22 protein-coding genes are annotated in these 25,017 nt (G+C 73.8%); 16 read left to right on the forward strand and 6 right to left on the reverse strand.

The genetic code is table 11. The features are described from left to right. Positions 1-128 precede the first annotated feature (128 nt). Positions 129-1,595: an MFS transporter gene (locus ACZ6NC_RS39265; protein WP_465738690.1), complete on the reverse strand. Its 1,467-nt coding sequence runs from the start codon at positions 1,593-1,595 to the stop codon at positions 129-131. Positions 1,596-1,696: 101 nt separating this feature from the next. Between ACZ6NC_RS39265 and ACZ6NC_RS39270 the strand changes: the two genes are divergently transcribed. Continuing rightward, the gene (locus tag ACZ6NC_RS39270; protein ID WP_465738691.1) at positions 1,697-2,608 is read left to right on the forward strand and encodes a helix-turn-helix transcriptional regulator; all 912 of its coding nucleotides are present in this window, start codon (positions 1,697-1,699) and stop codon (positions 2,606-2,608) included. Positions 2,609-2,642: 34 nt separating this feature from the next. Here ACZ6NC_RS39270 and ACZ6NC_RS39275 read toward each other — a convergent pair whose 3' ends face one another. Both ACZ6NC_RS39275 and ACZ6NC_RS39280 read right to left on the reverse strand, forming a co-directional pair. After that, entirely contained in the window at positions 2,643-3,068 is a 426-nt protein-coding gene (locus ACZ6NC_RS39275; protein ID WP_465738692.1) for a hypothetical protein, read from the reverse strand. Further along, positions 3,065-3,619, reverse strand: a complete 555-nt coding sequence (locus ACZ6NC_RS39280) for a hypothetical protein (protein ID WP_465738693.1) — start codon at positions 3,617-3,619, stop codon at positions 3,065-3,067. Before ACZ6NC_RS39280 ends, ACZ6NC_RS39275 begins: the two co-directional genes overlap by 4 nt. Positions 3,620-3,754: 135 nt before the next feature. On the opposite strand from ACZ6NC_RS39280, the gene ACZ6NC_RS39285 reads away from it, so the two are divergent. The 6 genes from ACZ6NC_RS39285 (at position 3,755) to ACZ6NC_RS39310 (ending at position 11,756) form a co-directional block, all read left to right on the forward strand. Continuing rightward, positions 3,755-4,984, forward strand: a complete 1,230-nt coding sequence (locus ACZ6NC_RS39285) for a sensor histidine kinase (protein ID WP_465738694.1) — start codon at positions 3,755-3,757, stop codon at positions 4,982-4,984. Then, the gene (locus tag ACZ6NC_RS39290; RefSeq protein WP_465738695.1) at positions 4,972-5,616 is read left to right on the forward strand and encodes a response regulator; all 645 of its coding nucleotides are present in this window, start codon (positions 4,972-4,974) and stop codon (positions 5,614-5,616) included. The genes ACZ6NC_RS39285 and ACZ6NC_RS39290 overlap by 13 nt, the downstream gene beginning before the upstream one ends. A 17-nt stretch (positions 5,617-5,633) precedes the next feature. Beyond that, positions 5,634-6,416 carry a DUF4097 family beta strand repeat-containing protein gene (locus ACZ6NC_RS39295; protein WP_465738696.1) on the forward strand — a complete coding sequence of 261 codons (783 nt, stop codon included), beginning with the start codon at positions 5,634-5,636 and terminating at the stop codon, positions 6,414-6,416. A 92-nt stretch (positions 6,417-6,508) separates the two neighbouring features. After that, positions 6,509-7,678 (forward strand): tRNA dihydrouridine synthase DusB, encoded by a 1,170-nt coding sequence (dusB, locus tag ACZ6NC_RS39300; RefSeq protein ID WP_465738697.1) that lies wholly within the window; start codon positions 6,509-6,511, stop codon positions 7,676-7,678. Between the two features lie 564 nt (positions 7,679-8,242). Next, complete coding sequence (gene ppdK, locus ACZ6NC_RS39305) at positions 8,243-10,951, forward strand: pyruvate, phosphate dikinase (protein ID WP_465738698.1); 2,709 nt, start codon at positions 8,243-8,245, stop codon at positions 10,949-10,951. A 280-nt stretch (positions 10,952-11,231) separates the two neighbouring features. Then, a complete protein-coding gene (locus ACZ6NC_RS39310) occupies positions 11,232-11,756 on the forward strand; it encodes a ribonuclease (RefSeq protein WP_465738699.1) in 525 nt (174 codons plus the stop codon). A gap of 139 nt (positions 11,757-11,895) precedes the next feature. On the opposite strand, the gene ACZ6NC_RS39315 is transcribed toward ACZ6NC_RS39310, so the two are convergent. Continuing rightward, a complete protein-coding gene (locus ACZ6NC_RS39315; RefSeq protein ID WP_465738700.1) occupies positions 11,896-12,891 on the reverse strand; it encodes a hypothetical protein in 996 nt (331 codons plus the stop codon). 110 nt (positions 12,892-13,001) lie between these two features. Between ACZ6NC_RS39315 and ACZ6NC_RS39320 the strand changes: the two genes are divergently transcribed. Continuing rightward, positions 13,002-13,940, forward strand: coding sequence for an ADP-ribosylglycohydrolase family protein (locus ACZ6NC_RS39320; RefSeq protein WP_465738701.1), 939 nt, complete (start codon positions 13,002-13,004; stop codon positions 13,938-13,940). Between the two features lie 97 nt (positions 13,941-14,037). On the opposite strand, the gene ACZ6NC_RS39325 is transcribed toward ACZ6NC_RS39320, so the two are convergent. Continuing rightward, positions 14,038-14,766, reverse strand: coding sequence for a GNAT family N-acetyltransferase (locus ACZ6NC_RS39325; RefSeq protein ID WP_465738702.1), 729 nt, complete (start codon positions 14,764-14,766; stop codon positions 14,038-14,040). Between the two features lie 690 nt (positions 14,767-15,456). On the opposite strand from ACZ6NC_RS39325, the gene ACZ6NC_RS39330 reads away from it, so the two are divergent. Together ACZ6NC_RS39330 and ACZ6NC_RS39335 are read left to right on the forward strand one after the other, a co-directional pair. After that, a complete protein-coding gene (locus tag ACZ6NC_RS39330; RefSeq protein ID WP_465738703.1) occupies positions 15,457-16,401 on the forward strand; it encodes a PAC2 family protein in 945 nt (314 codons plus the stop codon). A 251-nt stretch (positions 16,402-16,652) separates the two neighbouring features. Then, the gene (locus ACZ6NC_RS39335) at positions 16,653-17,615 is read left to right on the forward strand and encodes an SGNH/GDSL hydrolase family protein (protein ID WP_465738704.1); all 963 of its coding nucleotides are present in this window, start codon (positions 16,653-16,655) and stop codon (positions 17,613-17,615) included. Positions 17,616-17,732: 117 nt separating this feature from the next. On the opposite strand, the gene ACZ6NC_RS39340 is transcribed toward ACZ6NC_RS39335, so the two are convergent. Next, the gene (locus ACZ6NC_RS39340) at positions 17,733-18,317 is read right to left on the reverse strand and encodes a TetR/AcrR family transcriptional regulator (RefSeq protein WP_465738705.1); all 585 of its coding nucleotides are present in this window, start codon (positions 18,315-18,317) and stop codon (positions 17,733-17,735) included. An 85-nt stretch (positions 18,318-18,402) separates the two neighbouring features. Here ACZ6NC_RS39340 and ACZ6NC_RS39345 point away from each other — a divergent pair, with 85 nt between their 5' ends. The 6 genes from ACZ6NC_RS39345 to ACZ6NC_RS39370 all read left to right on the forward strand — a co-directional run. Beyond that, positions 18,403-19,671 (forward strand): MFS transporter, encoded by a 1,269-nt coding sequence (locus tag ACZ6NC_RS39345; protein ID WP_465738706.1) that lies wholly within the window; start codon positions 18,403-18,405, stop codon positions 19,669-19,671. A 20-nt stretch (positions 19,672-19,691) separates the two neighbouring features. After that, positions 19,692-20,153: a nuclear transport factor 2 family protein gene (locus tag ACZ6NC_RS39350; RefSeq protein ID WP_465738707.1), complete on the forward strand. Its 462-nt coding sequence runs from the start codon at positions 19,692-19,694 to the stop codon at positions 20,151-20,153. A 142-nt stretch (positions 20,154-20,295) separates the two neighbouring features. Next, a complete protein-coding gene (locus ACZ6NC_RS39355; protein ID WP_465738708.1) occupies positions 20,296-20,661 on the forward strand; it encodes a hypothetical protein in 366 nt (121 codons plus the stop codon). Between the two features lie 129 nt (positions 20,662-20,790). Beyond that, a complete protein-coding gene (locus ACZ6NC_RS39360; RefSeq protein ID WP_465738709.1) occupies positions 20,791-22,101 on the forward strand; it encodes a deoxyguanosinetriphosphate triphosphohydrolase in 1,311 nt (436 codons plus the stop codon). Between the two features lie 64 nt (positions 22,102-22,165). Next, positions 22,166-24,073, forward strand: a complete 1,908-nt coding sequence (gene dnaG / locus ACZ6NC_RS39365) for a DNA primase (RefSeq protein WP_465738710.1) — start codon at positions 22,166-22,168, stop codon at positions 24,071-24,073. A gap of 165 nt (positions 24,074-24,238) precedes the next feature. Further along, positions 24,239-25,017, forward strand: a 779-nt coding sequence (locus tag ACZ6NC_RS39370; protein ID WP_465738711.1) for a sigma-70 family RNA polymerase sigma factor, incomplete at its 3' end; no start/stop codon positions are given.

A 25,017-nucleotide genomic window follows, 5' to 3' on the forward strand; every position in this document is an offset into this window, starting at 1 on the left:
CCCCCCCCCCCCCCCCCCCCCCCCCCCCCCCCCCCCCCCCCCCCCCCCCCCCCCCCCCCCCCCCCCCCCCCCCCCCCCCCCCCCCCGATGCCGTTGGTGCCGGTGGTGACCCCGGCCGTCCGCGGCCGTCAGCCGATGGAGCGGGGGAGACGGGTGGTCAGGTAGAGGACGGTGAAGGAGCCCAGGAGCTGGATGGCGAGGCAGAGGGCCAGGGCGCGGTCCATGCCCAGCGTCGGGGAGAGGGTCAGGTAGAGGGTGCCCAGGGTGGCGACGCCGAGTGCGAGGCTGGACTGCTGGCTGGTGGCGAGGACACCGCTGCCCACGCCCGCCCGGTCGGCGGGCACCTTGGCGAGGACGACGCGGAACAGCGGGGTGCCGATCAGGCCCTGGCCGATGCCGGCGAGGGCGACGCCGGGGGCCATCCGGAGCGGGGAGAAGTGGGCCCAGTCGGCGAGGACGGTGACGGCCAGGGTGGCGAGGCCGATCGCCTGGATGACGGCCCCGGCGGTGAGGACGCGGCTGCCGAAGCGGCCGATCAGGCGGGGGCCGGAGAGCGAGGCGGCGAAGTAGCCGACGGCCATCGGGACGAGCGCCCAGCCGGCCGCGATCGGGCCGAGGTGGAGGCCCTGCTGGAGGGCGACGGCGATCACGAACATGAAGCCGCCGAAGCCGCCGAAGTAGGGGAGGGCGATGCCGAGGCCGCGCCGCATCTCGGGGATCCGCAGCAGGGTGGGCGGCACCAGCGGGGTGGCGCCGCGGCGCTCGGCGCGCACCTCGACGACACCGAACGCGACCGCGAACACCGGGAAGAGCGCGAGCAGCAGCCACGACCAGAGCGGCCAGCCGGCGGCGCGGCCCTCCATCAGCGGGACGAGCAGGGCGAGCAGCGTGGCGGTGAGCAGCAGCGTGCCGGCGACGTCCACGCGGGCGGCCCGCTCGGCGCGGCTCTCGGGAACGTACCGGACGGCGAGGACGAGGGCGAGCAGGGCGAACGGGACGTTCAGCAGGAAGACGGAGCGCCAGCCGGTGCCGAACAGGTCGGCGGCGACCAGCATCCCGCCGAGCACCTGCCCGATGACCACCGAGATGCCGCCGACCGCGCCGTAGACGGAGAGCGCGCGGCCGCGCCGGGCGCCGTGGGTGGCGGCGGTGATGGTGCCGAGCACCTGGGGGATGAGCAGGGCGGCCGAAGCGCCCTGGGCGGCGCGGGCGGCGACCAGGGTCCAGGCGCCGGGGGCGAGCCCGCAGGCGAGCGAGGTCAGGGCGAAGGCGGCGGCGCCGACGACGAACAGCCGGCGGCGGCCGAAGATGTCGCCGAGCCGGCCGCCGAGGACGAGCAGGACGGCGAAGGTGATGCCGTATCCGGCGGCGACCAGCTCCAGGACGGCGGGGCCGGCGGCCAGGTCGTGGTCGATGGTGGGCAGGGCGACGTTGACGATGAAGAAGTCGAGCATCGGCAGGAAGGCCCCGAGCAGGACGGTGACCAGCCCGGCGGTGCCGAGGGAGGCGGTGCCCGGGACCGCGACGCCGGGGGTGGTGGCGGGGCGGGCGGGTGCGGCGACGGTGGTCTTGGCGACGGCGAGTTGTTGGGTCACGGGTCATACGATCCGCCGCCCGACAACCTGGTACCAGAGTGTGGTTATCCAGGTATAAGAAGTACCTGGCAACAGGCTTCCGAGTGCCGCATGCTGGGTGCATGAGCCTGACCACCACGCCCGCCACAGCGTCCCACGCGACCGGCCGCGGAAGCCTCTCCCCCGACGAGGCCCGGCGGCACGAGCTGGCCGCCTTCCTGCGCAGCCGCCGCGAGCGGATCGCCCCCGAGCAGGTGGGTCTGCCGATGACCGGCCGCCGCCGTACACCGGGGCTGCGCCGGGAGGAGGTGGCGCAGCTCGCCGCGGTCGGGGTGACCTGGTACACGTGGCTGGAGCAGGGGAGGGACATCCAGGTCTCCGCCCAGGTGCTGGACGCGGTCGCCCGCGCCCTTCGGCTCGACCCGGCCGAGCGGGCCCACCTGTTCGCTCTGGCGGGGGCGGACGATCCGTCGCCGGTGCTGGAGTGCCTGACGGTGACCCCGGCGATCCGCCTGGTCCTGGAGCAGATGTCGCCGATGCCGGCCGCGGTGGTCAACGCCCGGTGGGACGTGCTGGCGCACAACCCGGCGTACACCCATATCGTCGGGGATCTCGACGAGTTGCCGTTCGAGGACCGGAACCTGATGTGGATGGCGTTCACGCCGTCGCGGTTCCGGGAGGTGCTGGTGGACCACGAGCACGAGCGCGACGGGATGGTGGCCCGGTTCCGTTCGGGGATGGCCGACCACAGTGCCGAACCGGCGTGGAAGGCGCTGCTCGCCCGGTTGCGCAAGGCCTCGCCGGACTTCGAGGAGGCGTGGCAGCGGCACAACGTCCAGCGGCCGGGCAACGGGCTCAAGCGGTTCATGGTCCCGGGTATCGGGCTGCTGCACTGCGACTACACGAGCCTCTGGCTCGGGCCGCGTCCCAGCACCCGCCTGGTCGCGTACACACCCAGGGACGCGGAGACCCGCGAGCGGATGGAGCTGATGGCGGACGGGCTCCAGGGCGGGCCGCGGGGCGGGCCGAAGTAGGTCAGGCCGGGCTCCACGGCGGGCCGAAGAAAGGTCAGGCGCGGGCCGCGCGGCGGCCGAGCGCCAGGCAGAGGGCGGCCAGCGGCAGTTCGACGCAGCCGGCCATCACCATGGCGGCGAGCAGCGGCAGGCCGGGGCCGGCGGTGCCGATGTCGGCCAGGGCGTCGCCGGCGAGCAGCAGCGCCACCGCGCAGGCGGGCCACACGGCAGCCGGGCTTCGGCGGCGCAGCAGAGCGTCGAGCGAGAGCAGGGCGGCGAGTTCGAGCAGGTCGAGGACGACCCAGGCGGTCTCGTGGCAGACCGCCAGCACCGCCAGCCAGGGCAGCAGCGCGAGGGCCGCGAGGACGGGCACCCGCTCAGCCCACGCGGGCAGGGCGGGGACAGCAGGCCGCGCCCCCAGAACGGCGGGGCCCAGGACGGCGGGGCCCACAACGGAGGTGCCCACAACGGCGGTGCTCATCGCGCACCCCCGGCCGTGCCGACCGGCACACCCCACCGGCGGCCGCGGACCCGCGCCAGCGGCTGCCGCTCGCGACCGCCGGCGTGCTCCACCAGCACCCCGTCGAACCGCCCCTGCGCCCAGGCGAGCCAGAACTCCCCGGCCACCGTGACGACTTCGGGCGACTCGACGGCCCGGCCGCCGGCCCGCCGCAGCCACCCGCCGGTGAACCGCACGGCGGGCGCCGCGCCGCCCTGCGGCAGCCGCCCCCAGGCCAGCCCGTACCGGCCCCGAGTACCGGGGGCGGCGTAGCGCCGGGCGCCGCGCAGCAGTTGCGGCGTGAGCCGAGCCGCGACCAGAACGTCCAGCAGCTCGCCGTGCTCGTAGACCTCCAGTGCCGCGCGCCCCCGCGTCGCCCGGACGCTGCGCACCGCCCATGGCCCGCGCGGCCCGGCGGGCCCGGCAGGGTCGACCGGACCGACCGGCAGCGGACCTTCGGCGTCGGCCGCGCCGGTGCCTGGGGCGGGCCGCCCGTGGGGCGGCGTGGCGGAGTGCGATGCAGTGCTCGTCATGCCCTCAAGACTTCCGCGCACCACCCCCTGGCGTCGGTAGTGCACCGCTCCGAATCGGGGGTGTACCTGGGTACACCCCTGCCCTCCATCTCCCTTCATGGCGTCAGTCGATCTTCGGCCTCTACGCTGTCGGCCATGCCCTCCACCTCGCTGCGCCGTGCGCTCGCCGGGAGCGCCGGCCGGCCGCCGTGGTCGGCCGCCGCCTGGCGCGACACCCGCTTCATAGCCGCCGGCATCCCGCTGGCCGCGCCGGTCTGGCTGGCCTGTCTGACCCCCAAGGCCTTCTTCCCGGTCGTCGCCCTGACCCTGCTCTGCCTGCGGCTGCTGACGGCGGCCCAGCGCGGCCGCCTGCGCACCCTGCGCGGCGTCGAGGTACCGGTGCTGCTGCAGCCCGCGGACACCCCGGCGGGCCTGCTGACCAGGTTGCGCACCGGGGTGAACTGGCGTCAGGTCGGCTACCACCTGCTGGTCGGACCACTGCTGGCGCTCGGCTCGCTCTGCCTGCTTTACGCGTGGGGCGCCGGCCTGGTGATGGCCACCGTCTTCGGCTGGGCGGGGCTGATGCCGCCCTCCAGCTCGGTGCGGGAGCAGATGGTGACACTGGATCCCCCGGTCACCGTGGGCGGTCTCCTCCTGCTGGCGGTACTGCCCTGGGCGGTCGCTCTGCTGGCCCGGGCGGAGGAGCTGGCAGCCCACCGGCTGCTCGGCCCGGGCCGGACGGAGACGCTGGAGCGCCGGGTCGAGGAGATCACCGAGAGCCGGGCGGGCCTGGTCGACGCCGTCGACGCCGAGCGCCGCCGGATCGAGCGCGATCTGCACGACGGCGCCCAGCAGCGGCTCACCTCGCTGGCGATGAACCTGGGCCTGGCCCGGCGCACCCACAAGGACGTCCCGCCCGAGGTGATGCAGGTGATCGTCGAGGCGCACGAGGAGGCCCAGGCAGCCATCGACGAGCTGCGCAGCCTGGTCCGCGGCCTGCACCCGGCCGTCCTGGAGGACCGCGGCCTGGACGCGGCGCTCTCCGGGATCGCCGCCCGCACCCCGCTGCCGGTCCGGCTCGACGTCGACCTCACCGAGAGGATCGCGCCGACCGTCGAGGCGGTCGCCTACTTCACCGTCTCCGAGGCGCTCACCAACGTGGCCAAGCACGCCCGGGCCTCCCGGGTGGACCTCTCGGTGCGGACGTCCGGCGGCAGGCTGCGCCTGGTGGTCAGCGACGACGGCGTGGGCGGCGCGGACGCCTCCCGCGGCACCGGGCTGACCGGCCTGCGCCAGCGCACCGCCTCGGTCGACGGCACGCTGTCCGTTCTCAGCCCCCTCGGGGGTCCCACCACCATCACCGTGGAGTTGCCGTGCGCGCTGTGATCGCCGAGGACTCGGTCCTGCTCAGGGTCGGTCTGGTCAAGGTCCTGGAGGCGGTGGGCTTCGAGGTGGCCGCCGCCGTGGGGGACGCCGAGGAGCTGCTCGCCGCGGTGGAGGAGCACCGGCCGGGGGTGGTGGTGGCGGACGTCCGGATGCCGCCGGGCTTCACCGACGAGGGTGTGCGGGCGGCGCTGATGATCCGCCGGCAGTGGCCGGAGGTGGCGGTGCTGCTGCTCTCCCAGTACGTCGAGGAGCGGTACGCGGCCGACCTGCTGGCCACCAACACCAGCGGGGTGGGCTATCTGCTCAAGCAGCGGGTGGCCAATGTGGACGACTTCGTGGACGCCTTGCAGCGGGTCGCCGAGGGCGGCACCGCGCTGGACCCGGAGGTGGTCGCCCAGCTGCTGGTCCGCCGCCACCGGGACCCGCTGGAGAAGCTGACCCCGCGCGAGAAGGACGTGCTGGGACTGATGGCGGAGGGCCGGTCCAACGCGGCGATCGCCGCCGCCCTGGTGGTCAGCGACAGCGCGGTGGCCAAGCACATCAACTCGATCTTCACCAAGCTCGACCTGCCGCCCGCCGACGCCAGCCACCGCCGGGTGCTCGCGGTGCTGCGGTTCCTGGAGGTCGGGTAGCGGTGGCCGGAGGTCGGGTGGTGGTACGGGGGCACCGGGCCTGGCGGGTCACCGGGACGCTGACGCTGGCACTGGTCATGCTGTTCGGCGCCGCGCAGACCTGGGGCCTGGTGGTCCAGCAGCAGAAGACGTCCGAGCGCTCGTACCCGGTCGCGGCGACCAGGGTGCACCTGGACACCGGCTCCGCGGCGGTGCGGATCAGGCCGGGGCAACCCGGCCGGGTGCTGGTGACCCAGCATCTGGACTGGACGGTGCGCAGCCCCCGGGTCGAGACCGTCTTCGACGGCGACGTGCTCAACGTCAGAATGCGCTGCAACCAGGTGGTGCCGGTGATGGACCTGGGCTGCGGCGCCCTGATCGAGCTGGAGGTACCGCCCACGGCGTCGGTGGACGGCGGGGGCTCCTCCGGCAGCGTCGAGATCCAGGGCCTGAGCGGGGACGTCCGGGTCGCGGCCACCTCGGGGGCGGTCACCCTGACCGGCCTCTCCGGGCAGGTGTTCGCGCGGACCACGTCCGGGATGGTGACGGCCACCGGTCTCACCTCCGCCCAGGTCGAGGTGCGCGCCACCTCCGGCGCGGTCGACCTGGGCTTCGCGCGCCCGCCGCACGCGGTGGCGGTGGGGGTGACCTCGGGCGCGGTGTCGCTGGCCCTGCCGCACGGCTCGGGCTACAGCTTCGGCGTCGACCACAGTTCGGGCAACGTTCACGTCGACACGACGCTGGCCGCCCCCGCCAGCCCGGCCACCGTCCGGGTGACGACCACGTCGGGCTCGGTGAACGTGGTCCCCGTCGAGGGCTGAGCGGCCGCCCGACGGGAGACGGCCGCGGGGGCGTCGCGCCGGGTGGGGGACAATGAAGAGTCCCGAACCCCCGTCCCCGAGGTCAGCCGCGCATGACAGTCACGCCCGCACCCACCGCGACCAGCACCGAGTTCGCGCCGCTGACCATCGGCCCGATGCAGGTGTGGCCGCCCGTCGTGCTGGCGCCGATGGCCGGCATCACCAACGCGCCGTTCCGCACGCTCTGCCGTGAGCAGAGCGGCGGCAAGGGCCTGTACGTCTCCGAGATGATCACCACCCGCGCCCTGGTCGAGCGCAACGCCAAGACGATGCAGCTGATCAGGTTCGACGCGAGTGAGAAGCCGCGCTCGATCCAGCTGTACGGGGTGGACCCGGTGACCGTCGGCAAGGCGGCCCGGATGATCGCCGACGAGGACCTGGCCGACCACATCGACCTGAACTTCGGCTGCCCCGTCCCCAAGGTGACCCGCAAGGGCGGTGGCTCGGCGCTGCCGTACAAGCGCAACCTGCTGCGCGAGATCCTCCGCGAGGCCGTCGCCAACGCCGGGGACCTCCCGGTGACCATGAAGATGCGCAAGGGCATCGACGACGACCACCTCACCTTCCTGGACGCCGGCCGGATCGGCGCGGAGGAGGGCGTCTCCGCGATCGCCCTGCACGGGCGCACCGCCGCCCAGCACTACGGCGGCACCGCGGACTGGTCGGCCATCGCCCGGCTGCGCGAGTCCGTCCCGGCGCACATCCCGGTGCTCGGCAACGGGGACATCTGGTCGGCGGACGACGCGGTGCGGATGATGCGCGAGACCGGCTGCGACGGCGTGGTGGTCGGCCGTGGCTGCCTGGGCCGGCCGTGGCTGTTCAAGGACCTGGTGGCGATCTTCGAGGGCGAGGTGGACTACGCCCGCCCGAGCTTCGCCGACGTGGCGCGGGCCATGGTGCGCCACGCGCAGCTGCTCGGTGAGTGGCTGGGGGACGAGGCGCGCGGCGTGATCGACTTCCGCAAGCACGTGGCCTGGTACACCAAGGGCTTCTCGGTCGGCTCCGAGCTGCGGGTGCGGCTGGCCAACTCCTCCTCGCTGGCCGGGTTGGCCGAAACCCTCGCCCAGGTGGAGCAGTCCCAGCTCTGGCCGGCCGGCGCGGACGGCCCGCGCGGGCGCACCAGCGGCAACAACCGGGTGGTCCTCCCGGAAGGCTGGTTGGACGATCCGTATGACTGCGCTCTGCCCAGCGCAGACGCCGAATCGGATACCTCTGGCGGATGATCTGTCCGTAGTGGCAAAAACGCCCCTCGACCGGCGCACGCCGCCGCGTCCCAGCCCTCTTGTCCGATCTGGCCAAGAGGGCTCCTTTTTGGTACATCGATGTCACGGAAACCGGCGTATGTCCGCACGTAGTGCGACGATCGACGGAGGCGGACTACGCCCGACCGGCGAGATGCGCTCGTGACGCTTGCCACATACGGTGGCGACTGACGGTCACTCAGGGGACGAAATGGCCACATCGGCGGTGAATCGCTTCCCGAAGGGGGTGGCACGGGATCGGCCGGTCCGGGTGCAGGAAATCAAGCCGGGGCAACGCGGTGGACGGTCGACCGCTACCCTCCGTTCCGGTTGTGTGATCTTCCGGTTTCCTTGCGTTCAAGAATTGAAGGCAAGCTAGCGTCATCCGGACGATTTCACCAACAGAGGTGAACGCCTTTATGTGCATTCGATCTGCTGGGTTACCACCGAGTACTGGCCTCGTACGGCCTATTGGCGGCGCAAAAGCGCCTTCGAAATGGGTATGTTCTCCGGCGTCAGGCCAACCGTGTGCGAGGAGACCGACCCGTGCCGTCGCAGCAGAAGTTTGTTTACTCCTTCACCGAAGGAAACAAGGACCTCAAGGATCTTCTTGGCGGCAAGGGCGCGAACCTGGCCGAGATGACCAACCTGGGTCTCCCCGTCCCTCCGGGGTTCACCATCACCACCGAGGCCTGCAAGGTCTTCCTGGAGACCGGCAGCGAGCCGGCCTCCCTGCACGAGGAGATCAGCGCCCACCTGGACGCCCTTGAGCAGGAGATGGGCAAGAAGCTCGGCCAAGCCGACAACCCGCTCCTGGTCTCGGTCCGCTCCGGGGCCAAGTTCTCCATGCCCGGCATGATGGACACCGTCCTGAACATCGGCCTCTCCGACGCCTCGGTGGTCGGTCTGGTCGCGCAGTCCGGCAACGAGCGCTTCGCCTGGGACTCCTACCGCCGCCTGGTCCAGATGTTCGGCAAGACCGTGCTGGGCGTCGAGGGCGAGCTGTTCGAGGAGGCCCTGGACGAGGCCAAGCACGCCAAGGGCACCACCAACGACCTGGACCTGGACGCTTCCGACCTCCGGGAACTGGTCGAGGTGTTCAAGGGCATCGTCGAGCGCGAGACCGGCCGGGCCTTCCCGCAGGACCCGCGCGAGCAGATGGACCTCGCCGTCCACGCCGTCTTCCACTCCTGGAACGGCGACCGGGCGCGGCTCTACCGCCGCCAGGAGCGCATCCCGAACGACCTGGGCACGGCGGTCAACGTCTGCTCCATGGTCTTCGGCAACCTCGGCGAGGACTCCGGCACCGGTGTCGCCTTCACCCGTGACCCCTCCACGGGCGCCGTCGGCGTCTACGGCGACTACCTCTCCAACGCCCAGGGCGAGGACGTCGTCGCCGGCATCCGCAACACCCTGCCGCTCGCCGACCTGGAGCAGCTCGACAAGAAGTCGTACGACGAGCTGATGGCGATCATGCAGAAGCTCGAGAACCACTACCGCGACCTCTGCGACATCGAGTTCACCATCGAGCGCGGCAAGCTCTGGATGCTCCAGACCCGCGTGGGCAAGCGCACCGCCGCCGCGGCCTTCCGGATCGCCGTCCAGCTGGTCGACCAGGGCCTGATCGACCTGGACGAGGCCCTGATGCGGGTCACCGGCGGCCAGCTCTCGCAGCTGATGTTCCCGCGGTTCGCCCCCGACGCCACCTCCAAGCAGATCGCCTGGGGCCTCGCCGCCTCGCCCGGCGCCGCGATCGGCAAGATCGTCTTCGACTCCTACACCGCGGTGAAGTGGTCCCGCTCCGGCGAGAAGGTCATCCTGGTCCGCCGCGAGACCAACCCGGACGACCTGGACGGCATGATCGCCGCCGAGGGCATCCTCACCTCGCGCGGCGGCAAGACCTCGCACGCCGCCGTCGTCGCCCGCGGCATGGGCAAGACCTGTGTCTGCGGTGCCGAGGAGCTCGAGGTCGACACCAAGCGCCGCCGGATGACCACCGCCGACGGCCTGGTGCTGGAGGAGGGCGACGTCGTCTCCATCGACGGCGCCACCGGCAAGGTCTACCTCGGCGAGGTACCCGTGCTGCCGTCCCCGGTGGTCGAGTACTTCGAGGGCACCCTGCACGCCGGCGCCGACGTCCAGGGCGGCCTCGTCCAGGCCGTCCACCGGCTGATGTCGCACGCCGACGGCCGCCGCCGGCTCGCCGTGCGGGCCAACGCCGACAACGCCGAGGACGGCGGGCGCGCCCGCCGCTACGGCGCCCAGGGCATCGGCCTCTGCCGCACCGAGCACATGTTCCTCGGCGAGGAGCGCCGCAAGGAGGTCGAGCACCTGATCCTGGCGGACAACGACAAGGACCGCGAGCTCGCGCTCTCCACCCTGCTGCCGATGCAGAAGGGCGACTTCCTGGAGCTCTTCCAGGCGATGGACGGGCTGCCGGTCACCGTCCGCCTGCTCGACCCGCCGCTGCACGAGTTCCTGCCCGACATCACCGAGCTGTCGGTGCGCGTCGCCCTCGCCGAGGCCCGCAGGGACCCGAACGAGAACGACCTGCGCCTGCTCCAGGCGGTGCACAAGCTGCACGAGCAGAACCCGATGCTCGGCCTGCGCGGCGTCCGCCTCGGCCTGGTCATCCCCGGCCTGTTCGGCATGCAGGTCCGCGCGATCGCCGAGGCCGCCGCCGAGCGCAAGCTGGCCGGCGGGGACCCGCGTCCCGAGGTGATGATCCCGCTGGTCGGCACCGTCCAGGAGCTGGAGCTGGTCCGCGACGAGTGCGAGCGCGTGCTCGCCGAGGTCGCCCAGTCCACCGGCGTCCAGCTGGACATCAAGCTCGGCACCATGATCGAGCTGCCGCGCGCCGCCGTGACGGCCGGCCAGATCGCCGAGGCCGCCGAGTTCTTCTCCTTCGGCACCAACGACCTCACCCAGACCGTCTGGGGCTTCTCCCGCGACGACGTGGAGGCCTCGTTCTTCACGGCGTACCTGGAGAAGGGCATCTTCGGGGTCTCCCCGTTCGAGACCATCGACCGCGACGGCGTCGGCGCGCTGGTCAAGCACGCCGTCGAGGCCGGCCGGGCCACCCGCCCCGACCTCAAGCTCGGCGTCTGCGGCGAGCACGGCGGCGACCCGGAGTCGGTGCACTTCTTCCACGAGGTGGGGCTGGACTACGTCTCCTGCTCCCCCTTCCGGATCCCGGTGGCGCGCCTGGAGGCAGGCCGCGCCGCCATCGAGACCGCGGGCAGCGACTCGCGCTGAGGCGGGTAGGCGCCCTCCTCGCCGGGCATCGGCGCGGAGGGCCCGTCCGACCACGGCGCGGTCCCGTCGCTGACCGCATCCCTCCCGCTCGGGAGGGCGTACACCGGAGCTCGGCGCAGGAGAACCGGCGTACGTAACGCAGCCGGGGCGGGAACGGACAACGGCGTCCGTTCCCGCCCCGGCTGCCTTTTCGTGGGGCTCCTCCCGCGGTGCCGGGTGTGGCCGTGGCCACGCGTGTGGCCGGCCGGCCGCGGCCCGGCCGGCTGCCAAGCTGGAGCGCATGACCAGCAAGAACCGCCTGTCCGTCCTTCTGGCCGCCCTGATCTGCGTGATCGCCGCCGCGGCCGGGTGCACGCTCTCGGACGACGGGACGAGCCACCCGAAGGCGGCTGCCTCCGCGAGCCAGGCCTCCGCCACGAGCCCGGCTGCCCCCAAGCCTTCGGCGCCCAAGCCGTCCGCGTCGGCGTCGTCCGCGCCCGGGCCGTCGTCACCGGCTGCCACCTGGGTGCCCGCCGACCCCGCGCTCGCCGACGTCTGCCGCACCAAACTGCCCAGCCAGGCCCTCGACACCCTCGGCCTGATCGCCAAGGGCGGCCCCTACCCGTACCGCTCCGACGGCATCGTCTTCGAGAACCGCGAGAACCGCCTCCCGCGCAAGGGCTCCGGCTACTACCACGAGTTCACCGTGGTCACCCCCGGCTCCGGCGACCGCGGCACCCGACGTGTCGTCACGGGCGACGCCGGCGAGCAGTACTGGACGGCCGACCACTACGGCACCTTCCAGGAGATCGACGTGCGCTGCTGAAAGCACAACCGTTCGCCGCCCACCTGGCCCGAGCTCCAGCGCCCGGTGACCGTCGCCGAGGAGGCCGGCGCCGAACACGGCGGCCGTCAGGCGTCCGCGGTCCGCCTCCCGGGCCTCACGGGTCGGAACACCCGGGGCCTCACCGGGCCCGGCGCCAGCTGATCCGGGCGTGCGGGCCGTGCGGTCCGGCGGCGAGCAGGGCGGCCAACTCCTGCACTACGGGAGCCGGGTCGCGCCGCAGCCGGACGGGGGTGGTGCGGACGACCGGCAGGCCGGCGGCGGTGAGCCGGTTGGCCCGGGCGAGGCTGCGTTCGTGGTCGGCCGGGCGCAGGTGCCAGGCGCGGGAGTCGATCTCCAGCGCGACGCAGGCCTGCGGCCAGTAGGCGTCCGGGACGGCGAGGAAGCGGCCGTCCAGGAAGAGCACCGGGTTCCAGAGCGGCTCGGGCAGGCCCGCCCCGCGCACCAGCTCCCGGGCCTCGCCCTCCACCACCGAGCGCACCCCGGCCGCGAGGTCCTCCACCACCTGGGCGACGTGGGGCAGTTCGAGCGCGCCGGGCCGGGCGAGCAGCTGGTCCAGGAGTTCGCCGAGATCGCAGTGGCGCCGCTGCACGGCCTCCGCGCAGAGTGCCCGGAACCGGCGCCGCCCCGTCTCACGGGGCGCCAGGTCGGCCAGCGCCCGGGCGACCGTGGTGCTCCAGAGTCCGTCGTCCCGCTCGAACCCGCCCGGCATCGCCCCGGCCGCCCGGTGCGTCCGGACGAACTCCCGGTCCGCGACCCGGCGTTGGCCGGGGATCAGCACGTCGACCTCCGCGAGGTCCGCCGGGTGCCCGGCGGAGGGCAGCCCGGCGTCGGCCAGCACCGCCAGCCCGGTCAACAGCACCTCGCCGGCCGACGCCGCCCGGCCCTTCGGGGCCGCGTACGCCAGGGCCGCGCGCAGCCGCTGATGCGCCGTCAACCTCCCGTTCTGCAAGCAGATCACCCGTGGCAGCACCTGCTGCCACGGCCCGCCGGGCCGCAGCCGGTGGGCGATGGTGCCGGGGGGAACGCCGAGGCGGCGCAGCTGCGCCCGGGTGACGATGTGCTGCTGGTCGGCGCCGAGCAGCAGCAGCGGGTCGAGGAGGCCGGCGCGGGTCATGCCCGGGTGCTTCCCGCCGGGGTCGGAGGTATGCGAAACGTCGCCCGCCGGGGGAGCCGGCGGGTAACGATGTTGACACGGCGCCGGTCGAGCGGATGTGCTTGGGCACGATGATGACCCTTCACGCCGGCCCCGCGCTCGACGCGCTGAACGGCCTCTCCGTCGGCGACGCCCTCGGCGCCCAGTTCTTCGTACCCGACACCGCCGCGGCCCACTTCGCCGCCCGTACCGTTCCGCCCGGCCCCTGGCCGTGGACCGACGACACCGAGATGGCCTGCTCGGTGTACGCGGCGCGGACCGAGCGCGGCGCGATCGACACCTTCGACCTCACCCACTCCTTCGCCCGTCGGCACGACTTCGACCGCGGCTACGGCCCGGCCGCCAACCGGCTGCTCCGGCTGATCCGCGAGGGCGGCGACGCCAAGGCCCTGGCCGCCGAACTCTTCGACGGCCAGGGCTCGTACGGCAACGGCGCCGCGATGCGGGTGGCGCCGCTGGGGGCGCTGTACGCGGACGATCCGACGAAGGCGATCCGCCCGGCCGCCGAGACGGCGATGATCACCCACACCCACCCGCAGGCCGTGGACGGCACAATCGCCGTCGCGGTGGCCGCCGCCTTCGCCGTGCAGGTGCGGACCACGAGGATGACGCCGAAGAGCTTCCTGGAGAAGGTCTGCCACCTCACCCCGGCAGGTGTCGTCCACGACGGCCTGACGGAGGCGATCGCGCTGCTCGCCGAGCCGGACCTGCGCGTCGCCGCCAAGGTGCTCGGCAACGGCAGCCGGACCAGCGCCGCCGACACCGTCCCCTACGCGCTCTGGTGTGCGGCCCGCCGGCTCACCGACTACCCGGCGGCGATCTGGGAGGCGATCGGCGCGGGCGGGGACATGGACACCGTCGCCGCCATCACCGGCGGTGTGGTCGCCGCGCACACCGGCACCGTCGGCATCCCGGCCGCCTGGATGGCCGCCCGCGAGCCGCTCCCGGCCTGGGCGTTCCCCGAGCCGGGCAGCGTCCACGACGGCCACGACGACCAGCAGCCGCGCTGAGGTCGGACGGCCAGGACCTGCCCGACCACACCCGCATCCTGCGGATCGCCGCCACCGGTGAGCGGCCGGCCCCAGCCGTAACCCCGGTCCGTGACCCTCAGGCCGTGATCAGGTGCCCGGCGCCGCCGCCGTGTCTAAGGCACTCCTGGTTGATCGCCCGGTCCGGGGCGCTCGGGGAGGTGGCGGCGGCGATCCGGAGCTCGATGATGTCCCGCACGGCGGGCCACTCGGCGTCGAGCATCGAGTAGAACGCGGTGGAGCGCACCACCCCGTCCAGCCCGCGCGAGTGCGCCCGGCGGACGCCCTCGGAGGTGGCGCCGAGCCGCTCGATCGCCGCCCGGGAGCGCAGGTTGCGGGCGTCGGCGCGCATCGAGATCCGCTGCACGCCCCACTCCTCGAAGGCGTACCGCAGCATCAGCAGTTTCGCCTCGGTGTTGATGCCGGTGCCCTGGGCGCGCGGCGAGAGCCAGGTGTTGCCGATCTCGGCGGCGTCCGGGACGGCCGTGGCGGGGTCACCGAACGGCACACCGGGAACCGGAGGCCAGACGACCGGCCCCTGCCAGTAGTCGAGTTCCAGGAACCGGGTGGAGCCGACGACCCGGCCGTCGGCGACGCTCACCGTCGCGAACGGCAGCGACCGGCCCGCGGCCTGGTCGGCAAGGGCGCGCGCGATGTAGTCGCGGGCCGCTTCCAGGCCGTGCGGGACGGGCGTGAAGGCGTAGGTCGTACGGTCCTCGGCGCCGGCCTGGGCGATGGCCTCGGCATGGTGCGCGGCGAGGGGCTCCAGCCGCACGGTGCGGCCGGTGAGGATGACAGGTACGGGCACGGAACCTTCGGTCCTTCATCGGTCGGAGGGCGCGTCCCGTGCCGGGGTACGGCGCGGGCTGCGGTGGACTTTCGCCCCGGCTCCGGAGACCGCCCGTCCATGCCCGCGCACGCCGGAGGCCGGTCGAGCGAGGTGGGGGCGGCGGCCCGGAATCGGGCAGCGCGGTGCCGGAACGGACACGGGTCGACGGACCGGTCCGGCGGGATGAGCGAGGGGACAGTGTGCGTCCGCGAGATGGCCGAAGAGGAAACGAGAGCGCGAAGGGAAGCAGGCGGCCAGATGAAGGCAAGGTGCGTCGTGGGTGGCTGGCCGAACACCGGGCCGGGTCGTGATCGACGGCGTTACGGACGACGTGACGACGACGCGACGATGCGAGGCAGCGAGAGGACGATACCCGCCAGAAGGCGGTGCGTCACTTCGCAGCACACGAATGGGCGCGCCGGTCTGCCGGCGGCACCTCCGGAAGGGCCCGCGGACACCCGTGACCAGCGGTTTTCCGTCCGGGTGCGATCATGGTCGGGACGGCACTCCGGCGAGCCGCGGAGGGCACTCCGGCGGGCCGCCGGGCGTTCACCGGTGCAGTGGCGGTTCGGCGCCGGGCCAGGGCGGGAATTCCGGCGGGGCCCGGCACGCTGCAGACGAGGAGAAGCCGGTACGAGTCGACGAGTAGAGAACGGGGTTGGGTGCGCGGTGCGTGATCCCCAGGCGCTGTACGAGCTGGATCAGCAAGGCGTGGCCGCCGTGGCCGCGGCGAACGCCGCGTTGGCCGACACCGGCGCGGGCTTGGTGCTGCTCCACCACTTCGAGGGCTTCATGGACGCCGGTGAGGCCGGCGGCCAGGTGGTGGCCCACCTGTTGGAGCAGGGTGCGCCGCAGGTGGTGGCCCGTTTCGACCACGACCGCCTGGTGGACTACCGGGCCCGCCGCCCGGCGATGCTCTTCGACCGTGAGCACTGGTCCTCCTACGACCCGCCGGAGATCCTGCTCCAGCTCGTCCACGACGCGGCCGGCGCGCCCTTCCTGCTGCTCACCGGGCCCGAGCCGGACGTCGAGTGGGAGCGGTTCTCGTCGGCCGTGCGCGGGCTGGTCGAGCAGTTCGAGGTCCGGCTGACGCTGGACTTCCACGGCATCCCGATGGGCGTGCCGCACACCCGCCCGGTCGGCCTGACCCCGCACGGCAACCGGCTGGACCTCGCGGCCGGGTACCCGCAGTGGTTCGAGCAGGCCCAGGTGCCCGGCAGCGCGCAGGCACTGCTGGAGTACCGGCTCGGCGAGGCCGGGCACGACGTGCTGGGCTTCGCCGTGCACGTGCCGCACTACGTGGCGCGCTCGGAGTACCCGGCGGCGGCGGTGCTGATCCTGGAGGCGGTGCAGTCGGCGACCGGCCTGGTGCTGCCGGGCACCCGGCTGCGCGAGCGGGTCGGCGAGGTCTACGCCGACATCGAGGAGCAGCTGGCCCAGGGGGACGGCGATCTGCGTTCGGCGATCCGCGGCATGGAGGGCCAGTACGACGCGGTGGCGGGCGCCGAGGGCCGGGAGAGCCTGCTGGCCGAGCCGGTCGACCTGCCGTCGGCGGACGAACTGGGCAGGCGCTTCGAGCAGTTCCTCGCCGAGCACGAGCGCGGCCCCGAGTAGGCGGGCCCGCGTAGGCCGGGCGCGGCCCCGGGTGGGCCGCAAGCCGGGCGGGGGCGCCAACTGCAAGAATCCCCGGACGGGCGGGAGTCATCCGACACCGCCCGTTCGTTGGCGACTGGGGTGCCCGGGGGACGGGCCGCCGCAGGGAGAGACGTCGCCGTTCCGACCCCCGGGGGGATTCCATGCCGGTGCCCACATGTTGGCCTGCTCGTCCACGTTCGGCTGCGCGTCCGGCTGCGGGGCGGGCCGCTGTGCTGGCCACCGGGCTGGCCGCGTTGCTGCTGGCCGGTTGCAGTGGCGGCGGAGCGGAGGGCGCCGGTGCCCCCGCGCCGGACGGCCCGCGCCCGGTGCGGGCCACCCCGACCCCGACTCCGACCCCGACGCCCGCCGGGCCCTACGTCGCCCTCGGGGACTCCTACACCTCGGGTCTGAAGATCGCCCCGCAGGTGGGGGAGCCGAAGGGCTGTGCCCGTTCGGCGGTCAACTACCCGTCCCTGGTGGCCAAGTCGCTGGGGCTGGCGGACGGGCAGTTCCATGACGTCAGTTGCAGCGGCGCCCGCACCGGCGACCTGACGGGCTCCCAGCAGACCGACGGCGGGGCCAACCCGCCCCAGCTGGATGCGCTCTCCCCGGCCACCCGGCTGGTCACGGTCGGGATCGGCGGCAACGACGCCGGGTTCATGGAGGTCGTCGGCGAGTGCGCCAAGGAGAACCTGGCCGACGTGGTGAAGGGCCTGATCGGCTCGACCCGGGCCGAGGCGCCGTGCCGGGAGCACTACTCCACCCCCGGCGGCGCCGCCGACCAGGTGCAGCGCAAGGTCGACGCGGCCGGCGAGCGGCTGGGCCGGGTGCTCCAGGAGGTCAAGCGGCGTTCGCCGCAGGCCCGGGTGTACGTGGTCGGCTACCCGACGCTGCTGCCCGCCGACCCGGCGAGCTGTGTGCCCGTGCTCGGCAGTACCGTCGCCGCGGCCGACCTGGGGTTCCTGGCGGAGAAGGAACAACAGCTGAACGCGATGCTCAAGGGCCGCGCGGAGTCGGCCGGCGCGGTCTTCGTGGACGCCGCCGCCCCCTCGGCCGGCCACGACATGTGCGCCGGCGAGGCCAACCGCTGGGTGGAACCGCCCTTCCCGGCGTCCGGCCTGGCGGCGATCCACCCCAATGCCAAGGGGCAGGAGGGCGTAGCCGCCGCCGTCATCAAGGCCGTCCGCGGCTGACCGCCCGCGGGCCGGCCACGGCCCCCTTCGACTCCCGGCCCTTGCACGGCCGGCCCCTTTGCCCCGGCCCCTTCAACTCCGGCCCCTTCAACTCCGGCCCTTGCACCCCCGGCCCTTTCAACTCCCGGGACGCCCGGAGCCGCTCCGGGCCACCAGGGCGACGCTGCGCGCCAGTTCGGCGGCGTAGTCCCAGGTCAGCGACGGCACGTCGAACAGCAGCCGGTACCACATCGGGCCGAATACGAGGTCGACCAGGTGGTCGTCGTTCGGGTGGACGACCTCGCCGCGCTCCCGGCCCCGTGCCAGCAGCTCACGCACGGCCGCCCGCCGCACCGCGATCAACCGCTCCCAGAGCAGGGCGCCGAACTCCGGGTCCTGCAGTGCCTCCGCGGCCAGGGCCCGGTTCAGCGTGCCGCTGACCGTCCGCTGCGCCTCGAACGTCGCGGTGAGCAGGACGGTCAGGTCGCCGAGCAGTGAGCCGGTGTCCGGCGTCGGCAGCTCGGTCGCGGCGAAGCTGCCGAGGGTGTCCAGCACCACCTCGCCCTTGCTGCGGTAGCGGCGGTACACCGTCTGCTTGGAGACGCCGCTGAGTGCCGCGATGCCTTCCATGCTCAGGCCCCGGTAGCCGTCGCGTTCGACGATCTCGGTGACGGCCGCGCGGATGGCGGCGTCGACGGCGGGGTCGCGTGGTCGTCCGGTCATGGGAGCCACTCTAAGGGGTTGACATACGGTGCGTCTCGTATTGGAATAGCAATACGCAACGGACCGTATTGGAAAGGGGGATCCGATGCGTACCCACCCCGAGTTATCCAAGCGAGCCGAGCAGTCCCGGCAGCCCCGGCAGCTCGTGCGGCCCGGACGTCCCGACGGCGCCGCAGCCGCTCTGCTGGCCCTCTCGCTCGGCTACTTCACCCTCGGCACCAGCTCGCTGGCCGTGGTCGGCCTCGGCGCACCGATCGGCCGCGACCTGCACACCGGGCCCGGCAGCGTCGGCGTCCTGGTCAGCGTGTTCGCGCTGAGCTTCGCGCTGGCCGCGCCCTTCGCCCCCGCCCTGCTCGGCCGGCTGGACCGCCGGGCCGTGCTCCTGGTCGGCCTGGCGCTGCTCACGGCCGGCGGCGTGCTCGGCGCCCTCGCCCCCTCCTACGGGGTGCTGGCCGCCTCCCGCGTGGTGGCCGGGCTCGGTGGCGCCGTGTTCGGCCCGGCCTCCTCGGCAGTGGGCTCGCTGATCGTCCCCGAGGAGCGCCGCTCCCGGGCGCTGGCCACCGTGTTCGCTGGCATGACGGTGGCGGCGGTCGGCGGCGTGCCGCTCAGCTCCTTCCTCGGCGAGGCCGTCGGCTGGCGCTGGGCACTGGCCGGGGTGGCGGGTGCGAGCCTGCTGGCGCTGGCCCTGGTGGCCGCCCTGGTCCCGGCCGTTCCGGCGGGGGAGCCGCCGACCGCCGCCGCCTACCGGGCCGTGCTGGCCGCCCCGGGCGCCTCGGCGACCGTGCTCACCACACTGTTCTGCATGGCCGCCCAGTTCACCGTCTACGGGGTCGCCGGTGCCTACCTCGCCGACCGCTTCGGGGCCGGACCGGGCGCCGTGACGGGGGTGCTGTTCGCCTTCGGCGCGGTCGGCGTCCTGGGCAACGCCTGCGGCGTCCGGCTCTCCGCGCGGCTCGGCGGCGCGGCCACCGTCACGGTGACCCTGGCCGGCCTGGCCGCCGCCTTCCTCGGGCTGCTCGCCACCCCGCGCGCCCTGGCCGGGGCGCTGCTGCTCTTCGCCGTCTGGGCCTTCTTCGGCCAGCTCTACCAGGCCCCGCAGCAGGCCCGGCTGATCGCGCTCCGCCCCGACCAGCGCGGCGTGCTGCTCGCCCTCAACGCCTCGATGCTCTACGTCGGCATCAGCCTCGGCAGCCTGCTCGCCGGTGCGCTGCTGTCCGCCCTCGGTGCCCGGGCGCTGCCCGCCGTCGGCCTCGCCGCGCTCGCCCTGGCCGGCCTGGCCCACCTGGTCTCGGTCCGCGCCGCGGGCCGCAGCAGGCCCGGCACCGCCGTCACCGTCCAGTCCCGTACCGCCTGACCCTGAACAGGAGCCGTCCCGTGAACGCCACCACCGACCTCGCCGCCACCACCGCGACCGACCTCACCGCCACCAGCCCCAGCACCAACGACCTCACCACTGCGACCGGCCTCGCCGCCGCCCGCGAACTGGTCCGGGACTACCTGGAGACCGTCTGGAACCAGGGCCGGACCGACCTGGCCGACCGCTACCTCGCCGAGGACCTCGCCCAGCACAACCCCAACCTCCCCGACGGCCGGGCGGCGCTCACCGCCTTCGTCGAGGGCCTGCGCGCCCAACTGCCCGAGCTCCGCTTCGAGCTGCGCCGCCTGGCCGCCGACGGCGACCTGGTCTTCGCGCACTCGCTGTTCACCGCCGCCCCGGGCGACGAGGGTCGGGCCGTCGTCGACGTCTTCCGCCTCGACGGCGGCCTGATCGCCGAGCACTGGGATCTCAACGAGGCGGTCCCCGCCACCACCGCGAGCGGCCGCCCGATCGTCTGAGCCCCCGGCCGTCCACGGGCGGTCAGCCCGCCGGCTCCCCCGGCCCGTCCGGGGGCAGCCGGCGTACGGGCGTGTTCGGTCCCGACCCCTTCCGGCCGCAGCGCCCCTTCCGCCGGCGGCCGCCGCGTGCCACCATGCCGCGGTGAACTCCGCCACCGCGCAACGGGATCCGGTCCGGCTCGCCGACGTCCTCCGCTTCCTCGCCGAGCTGGTCGCCTGGATTGCCACGCCTTGGGCGCTGGCCGCGCACTCGCCGGTGCTCGCCGTCCTGTCGGTGGTCGTGCTGATCGGCCTTCCCACCCTGCTCGCCACCCCGGGCGACAAGAAGCAGGTTGTCATCGCGGTCCCCGGTGCGGTCACCATCGCCCTGGTGGTTCTCCAGCTGGCCGCCGCCGTGGTCTCCTCCTGGCTGGCCTGGCCCGTGCCGCTCGCCGTCGCGGTCACCGTGCTGGCCGTCGCCTGCGCCGTCACCGAAATGCCCCGCTGGCGCCGGCTGCTCGCCTTCTGACGGGGCGCGCCGCACGCCCCTTCGGCGCGTTCCCCACCGGCGCATGACCGAGCGTTCACGCCCCGGCCCGCGCCCCTTCGCGCGCGGCACGCCCCGGGTGTCGGAGCCGCGGCGTACCGTGCATGGCATATGGACGACACCGCGCACCGCCTCACCGCCGCCCCGACCCCGTACGACCACGCCGCCGAGGCCCGCTGGGTGCCCGAACCGGACAAGCGCCCCGGCCGGACGGCGTTCCAGCGCGACCGCGCCCGCGTGCTCCACTCCGCCGCCCTGCGCAGGCTGGCCGGCACCACCCAGGTGGTCGCCCCGATGCGCAGCGACTTCCCCCGCACCCGGCTCACCCACTCCCTCGAATGCGCCCAGGTGGGCCGGGAGTTGGGTGCCGCCCTGGGCTGCGACCCGGACCTCGTCGAGACGGCCTGCCTGGCCCACGACATCGGCCACCCGCCGTTCGGCCACACCGGCGAGGAGGCGCTCGACCAGGCCGCCGAGGCCTGCGGCGGCTTCGAGGGCAACGCGCAGTCGCTGCGCATCCTCACCCGCCTGGAGCCCAAGCGCTTCGCCCCGCAGGACGAGCAGCCCGCCCGGCTGGCCCCCTGGCCCGGCCGCAGCGTCGGCCTCAACCTGAGCCGCGCCGCCCTGGACGCCGCCACCAAGTACCCCTGGACGCACGGATCCCACCCTCTCGACCCGGCCTCGCCCAAGTACGGCGTCTACGCCGACGACCTGCCGGTCTTCCGGTGGCTGAGGGCCGGCTCCCCGGCCGGGCGCAAGTGCTTCGAGGCCACCGTCATGGACTGGTCCGACGACGTCGCCTACTCCACCCACGACGTCGAGGACGGCCTCCAGGCCGGCCACATCGACCCGGCCGTGCTGCGCGCCCCGAGCGAGCGTGCCGAGCTGTTCAAGGTCGCCGAGCGCTACGCCCGGGACGCCGAGCCCGAGGAGCTGGCCGACGCCCTGGACCGGCTGCTCGGCCAGGAGTGGTGGCCCCGCTCCTACGACGGCTCGGCCAGGTCCCGGGCCGCCCTCAAGGACCTCACCAGCCAGCTGATCGGCCGGTTCTGCCTGGCCGCCGAGCAGGCCACCCGCGCCCGTTACGGCCCCGGCCGGCTCACCCGGTACGCCGCCGAGCTGGTGGTGCCGCGGGACGTCCGGCTGGAGTGCGCGGTGCTGAAGGCGGTCGCCGTCCGGTTCGTGATGCAGCGCGACGAGCAGGCCCAGCTGCGGGCCCGCCAGCGGATCGTGATCGCCGAGCTGGCGTACGTGCTCAACCAGCGCGCTCCCGAGGGGCTCGACCCGGTCTTCGCCGCGATCTACCGGGAGGCGGACGACGACCGCGCCGCCCTCCGCGCGGTGATCGACCAGATCGCCACCCTCACCGACGCCTCGGCCACCGCCCTGCACGCCAAGCTGGTCGGAGCGGCCTGGACGTAGCCCCTGCCCCGCCCGGCCGCCCCGGCGCAGCCGGTAACCCGCGCCACCCCAGTAGACTTCCGGGGTGGCCGGGCGGATCAGGGACGAAGACGTACAGGCGGTGCGCAGCGCACTGCCCATCGACGTGGTGGTCGGCGACTACGTTCAGCTCACCAATGGTGGCGGTGGAGAGTACAAGGGCGTCTGCCCCTTCCACGACGAGAAGTCCGCCTCCTTCTACGTGAACCCCGCCAAGGGCGTCTTCCACTGCTTCGGCTGCCAGGAGAACGGCGACACCATCGCCTTCCTGATGAAGATCGAGCACTTCACCTTCGCCGAGGCCGTCGAGCGGATGGCCGCCCAGGCCAACATCACGCTCCGCTACGAGGAGGGCGGCTACAGCCCCCGTCACCAGCAGGGCGAGCGCACCCGACTGGTCGAGGCGCACAAGGTGGCCGCCGCCTACTACCGGGAGCAGCTCGCCACGCCGGAGGCGGAGATCGGCCGCCGCTTCCTGGCCGAGCGCGGCTTCGACGAGCAGGCGGCGCAGACCTTCGGCGTCGGCTACGCCCCGGCGGGCTGGGAGCACCTGGTCCGCTACCTGCGCGGCAAGGGCTTCAGTGACAAGGAGATCCTGCTCGGCGGCCTGGCCTCGCAGGGCCAGCGCGGCGGCCTGATCGACCGCTTCCGGGGCCGGCTGGTCTGGCCGATCCGCGACATCGCCGGCGAGGTGGTCGGGTTCGGCGCCCGCCGTCTGCGCGAGGACGACAACGGCCCGAAGTACCTGAACACGCCCGAGACGCCGATCTACAAGAAGTCCCATGTGCTGTACGGCATCGACCTGGCGAAGAAGGAGATCGCCAAGTCGGGCCGGGCGGTGGTGGTCGAGGGCTACACCGATGTGATGGCCTGCCATCTCGCGGGCGTCACCACGGCGGTGGCCACCTGCGGTACCGCGTTCGCCGAGGATCACATCAAGATCATTCGTCGGCTGCTGATGGACACCTCCCAGTACCGCGGCGAGACCGTCTTCACCTTCGACGGCGACGCGGCCGGCCAGAAGGCCGCCCTGCGCGCCTTCGAGGACGACCAGAAGTTCGCCGCCAAGACCTCCATCGCGGTCAGCCCCGGCGGCATGGACCCGTGCGATCTGCGCCTGGCCAAGGGCGACGACGCGGTCCGCGAGCTGATCGACAACCCGGTCCCGCTGTTCGAGTTCGCGCTGCGTTCGGCCGTCGCCCGGCACCGGGTGGAGACCCCGGAGGGCCGCTCGGCGGCGCTGGAGGAGGCGGCCCCGATCGTCGCCAAGATCAAGGACCGCTCGATCCAGCACGAGTACGCCGTCCGGCTGGCCGGCATGCTCGGCATCCTGGACGAGCAGTTCGTGGTCCGCCGGATCTCCCAGCTGGCCCGCTGGGACCGTGAGCGCCAGCAGAACCCGCGGGCCAACGGCCAGCAGCGCCGCCCCGAGCAGCCGCAGCCGGTCAGGTCCGTCACCCCGCTGTTCCGCCTCAACCCGCGCGACCCGGCACAGTTCGTCGAGCGCGAGCTGCTCAAGCTGGCCCTCCAGCACCCGGACCTGGTCGCGCCGGCCTTCGACCACTACGGCGAGGACGAGTTCCCGACCCCGCCGTACACCGCCGTGCGCCGCGCGATCGGCCAGGCCGGCGGGGCGGCGTACGGGGTCACCCTCGCCGACTTCACCAGCGCGGTGCGCGAGGCGGCCCCGGACGACCAGGTGCGGTCGCTGGTGACCGAGCTGACCGTGGAGCCGGTGCGGTCGCGCCGCAAGGCGGACGCGGTCTACGCGGGGGAGTTCCTGGTCAAGCTGCGGCTGCTGGCCGTGGACCGGCGGGTCAACGAGGTCCGTGGCCACCTCCAGCGGCTGGGCACCCGGGCCTCCGCCGAGGAGCTGCACGCGGTGCAGACCGAACTGTGGCAGCTCCAGCAGTACGGCCAGCAGCTGCGCAGCCGCGGCGCCGCGGCGCTGTAGTCACGCACCCCCCCGTCCCGCCCCGGCCGGAGACCCCGGCCGCCACACCCGGCCGGAGAAAGTCCGCGCACGAGTCTCGGCCACGGAGTGTGGCGTGCCCCACACTGGAGGGCGTCCCACCTCCGTTCAGCGCGGGTCCGCCAGAGTCGCGCCCGCCCCGAGGGGATGCCCGTGGACCAAGGCCTTGCCGCGACCACCCGCCCGACCACCGACCCGCTCGCCCCCCACGACGACCACGGCCGGGCCGGCTCTCCGCCGCCGGACGGTGCCAGGGTGCCCGCGCAGGGCCTCCAGGAGGGCCACCCCCAGGCCTCCGAAACCGACCCCGAAGCCGAAACCGACCCCGAAGCCGGTTCGGCGCCCGATGACGCCGACCCCGGCCCCGTCGGCGCGACCGGACCCGCGGCGGACCTGCTCCGCCAGTACCTGCGCGAGATCGGCCGGATCCGGCTGCTGAACGCCGCCGAGGAGGTGGAGCTGGCCCGCCGGATCGAGGCCGGCCTCTTCGCCGAGGAGCGGCTGAACCGCGAGCCGCCGCCCCCCGACCCGCTGGCCGTCGAGCTGGACAGCCTGGTGGTGATCGGACGGATCGCCAAACGACGGCTGATCGAGGCCAATCTGCGCCTGGTGGTCTCGGTCGCCAAGCGCTACATCGGCCGCGGGCTGACCCTGCTGGACCTGGTCCAGGAGGGCAACCTCGGCCTGATCCGGGCCGTGGAGAAGTTCGACTACGCCCGCGGCTACAAGTTCTCCACCTACGCCACCTGGTGGATCCGTCAGGCGATGAGCCGCGCCCTGGCCGACCAGGCGCGGACGATCCGGGTGCCGGTGCACGTGGTCGAGCTGATCAACCGGGTGGTCCGGGGGGGGGGGGGGGGGGGGGGGGGGGGGGGGGGGGGAGAGGAGAAGAAAGAGAGAGAGGGGGTGATGGGGGGGCATAAAAC

The sequence above is a fragment of the Kitasatospora sp. NPDC041988 genome (genome assembly GCF_055588525.1).

What these genes read in the sequence shown, in the direction of transcription:
- ACZ6NC_RS39270 (WP_465738691.1), top strand. Translation starts at nt 1,697, where the DNA reads ATGAGCCTGACCACCACGCCCGCCACAGCGTCCCACGCGACCGGCCGC.
- ACZ6NC_RS39275 (WP_465738692.1), bottom strand. Translation starts at nt 3,068, where the DNA reads ATGAGCACCGCCGTTGTGGGCACCTCCGTTGTGGGCCCCGCCGTCCTG.
- ACZ6NC_RS39280 (WP_465738693.1), bottom strand. Translation starts at nt 3,619, where the DNA reads ATGACGAGCACTGCATCGCACTCCGCCACGCCGCCCCACGGGCGGCCC.
- ACZ6NC_RS39285 (WP_465738694.1), top strand. Translation starts at nt 3,755, where the DNA reads ATGCCCTCCACCTCGCTGCGCCGTGCGCTCGCCGGGAGCGCCGGCCGG.
- dusB (WP_465738697.1), top strand. Translation starts at nt 6,509, where the DNA reads ATGACAGTCACGCCCGCACCCACCGCGACCAGCACCGAGTTCGCGCCG.
- ACZ6NC_RS39310 (WP_465738699.1), top strand. Translation starts at nt 11,232, where the DNA reads ATGACCAGCAAGAACCGCCTGTCCGTCCTTCTGGCCGCCCTGATCTGC.
- ACZ6NC_RS39315 (WP_465738700.1), bottom strand. Translation starts at nt 12,891, where the DNA reads ATGACCCGCGCCGGCCTCCTCGACCCGCTGCTGCTGCTCGGCGCCGAC.
- ACZ6NC_RS39320 (WP_465738701.1), top strand. Translation starts at nt 13,002, where the DNA reads ATGATGACCCTTCACGCCGGCCCCGCGCTCGACGCGCTGAACGGCCTC.
- ACZ6NC_RS39340 (WP_465738705.1), bottom strand. Translation starts at nt 18,317, where the DNA reads ATGACCGGACGACCACGCGACCCCGCCGTCGACGCCGCCATCCGCGCG.
- ACZ6NC_RS39345 (WP_465738706.1), top strand. Translation starts at nt 18,403, where the DNA reads ATGCGTACCCACCCCGAGTTATCCAAGCGAGCCGAGCAGTCCCGGCAG.
- ACZ6NC_RS39360 (WP_465738709.1), top strand. Translation starts at nt 20,791, where the DNA reads ATGGACGACACCGCGCACCGCCTCACCGCCGCCCCGACCCCGTACGAC.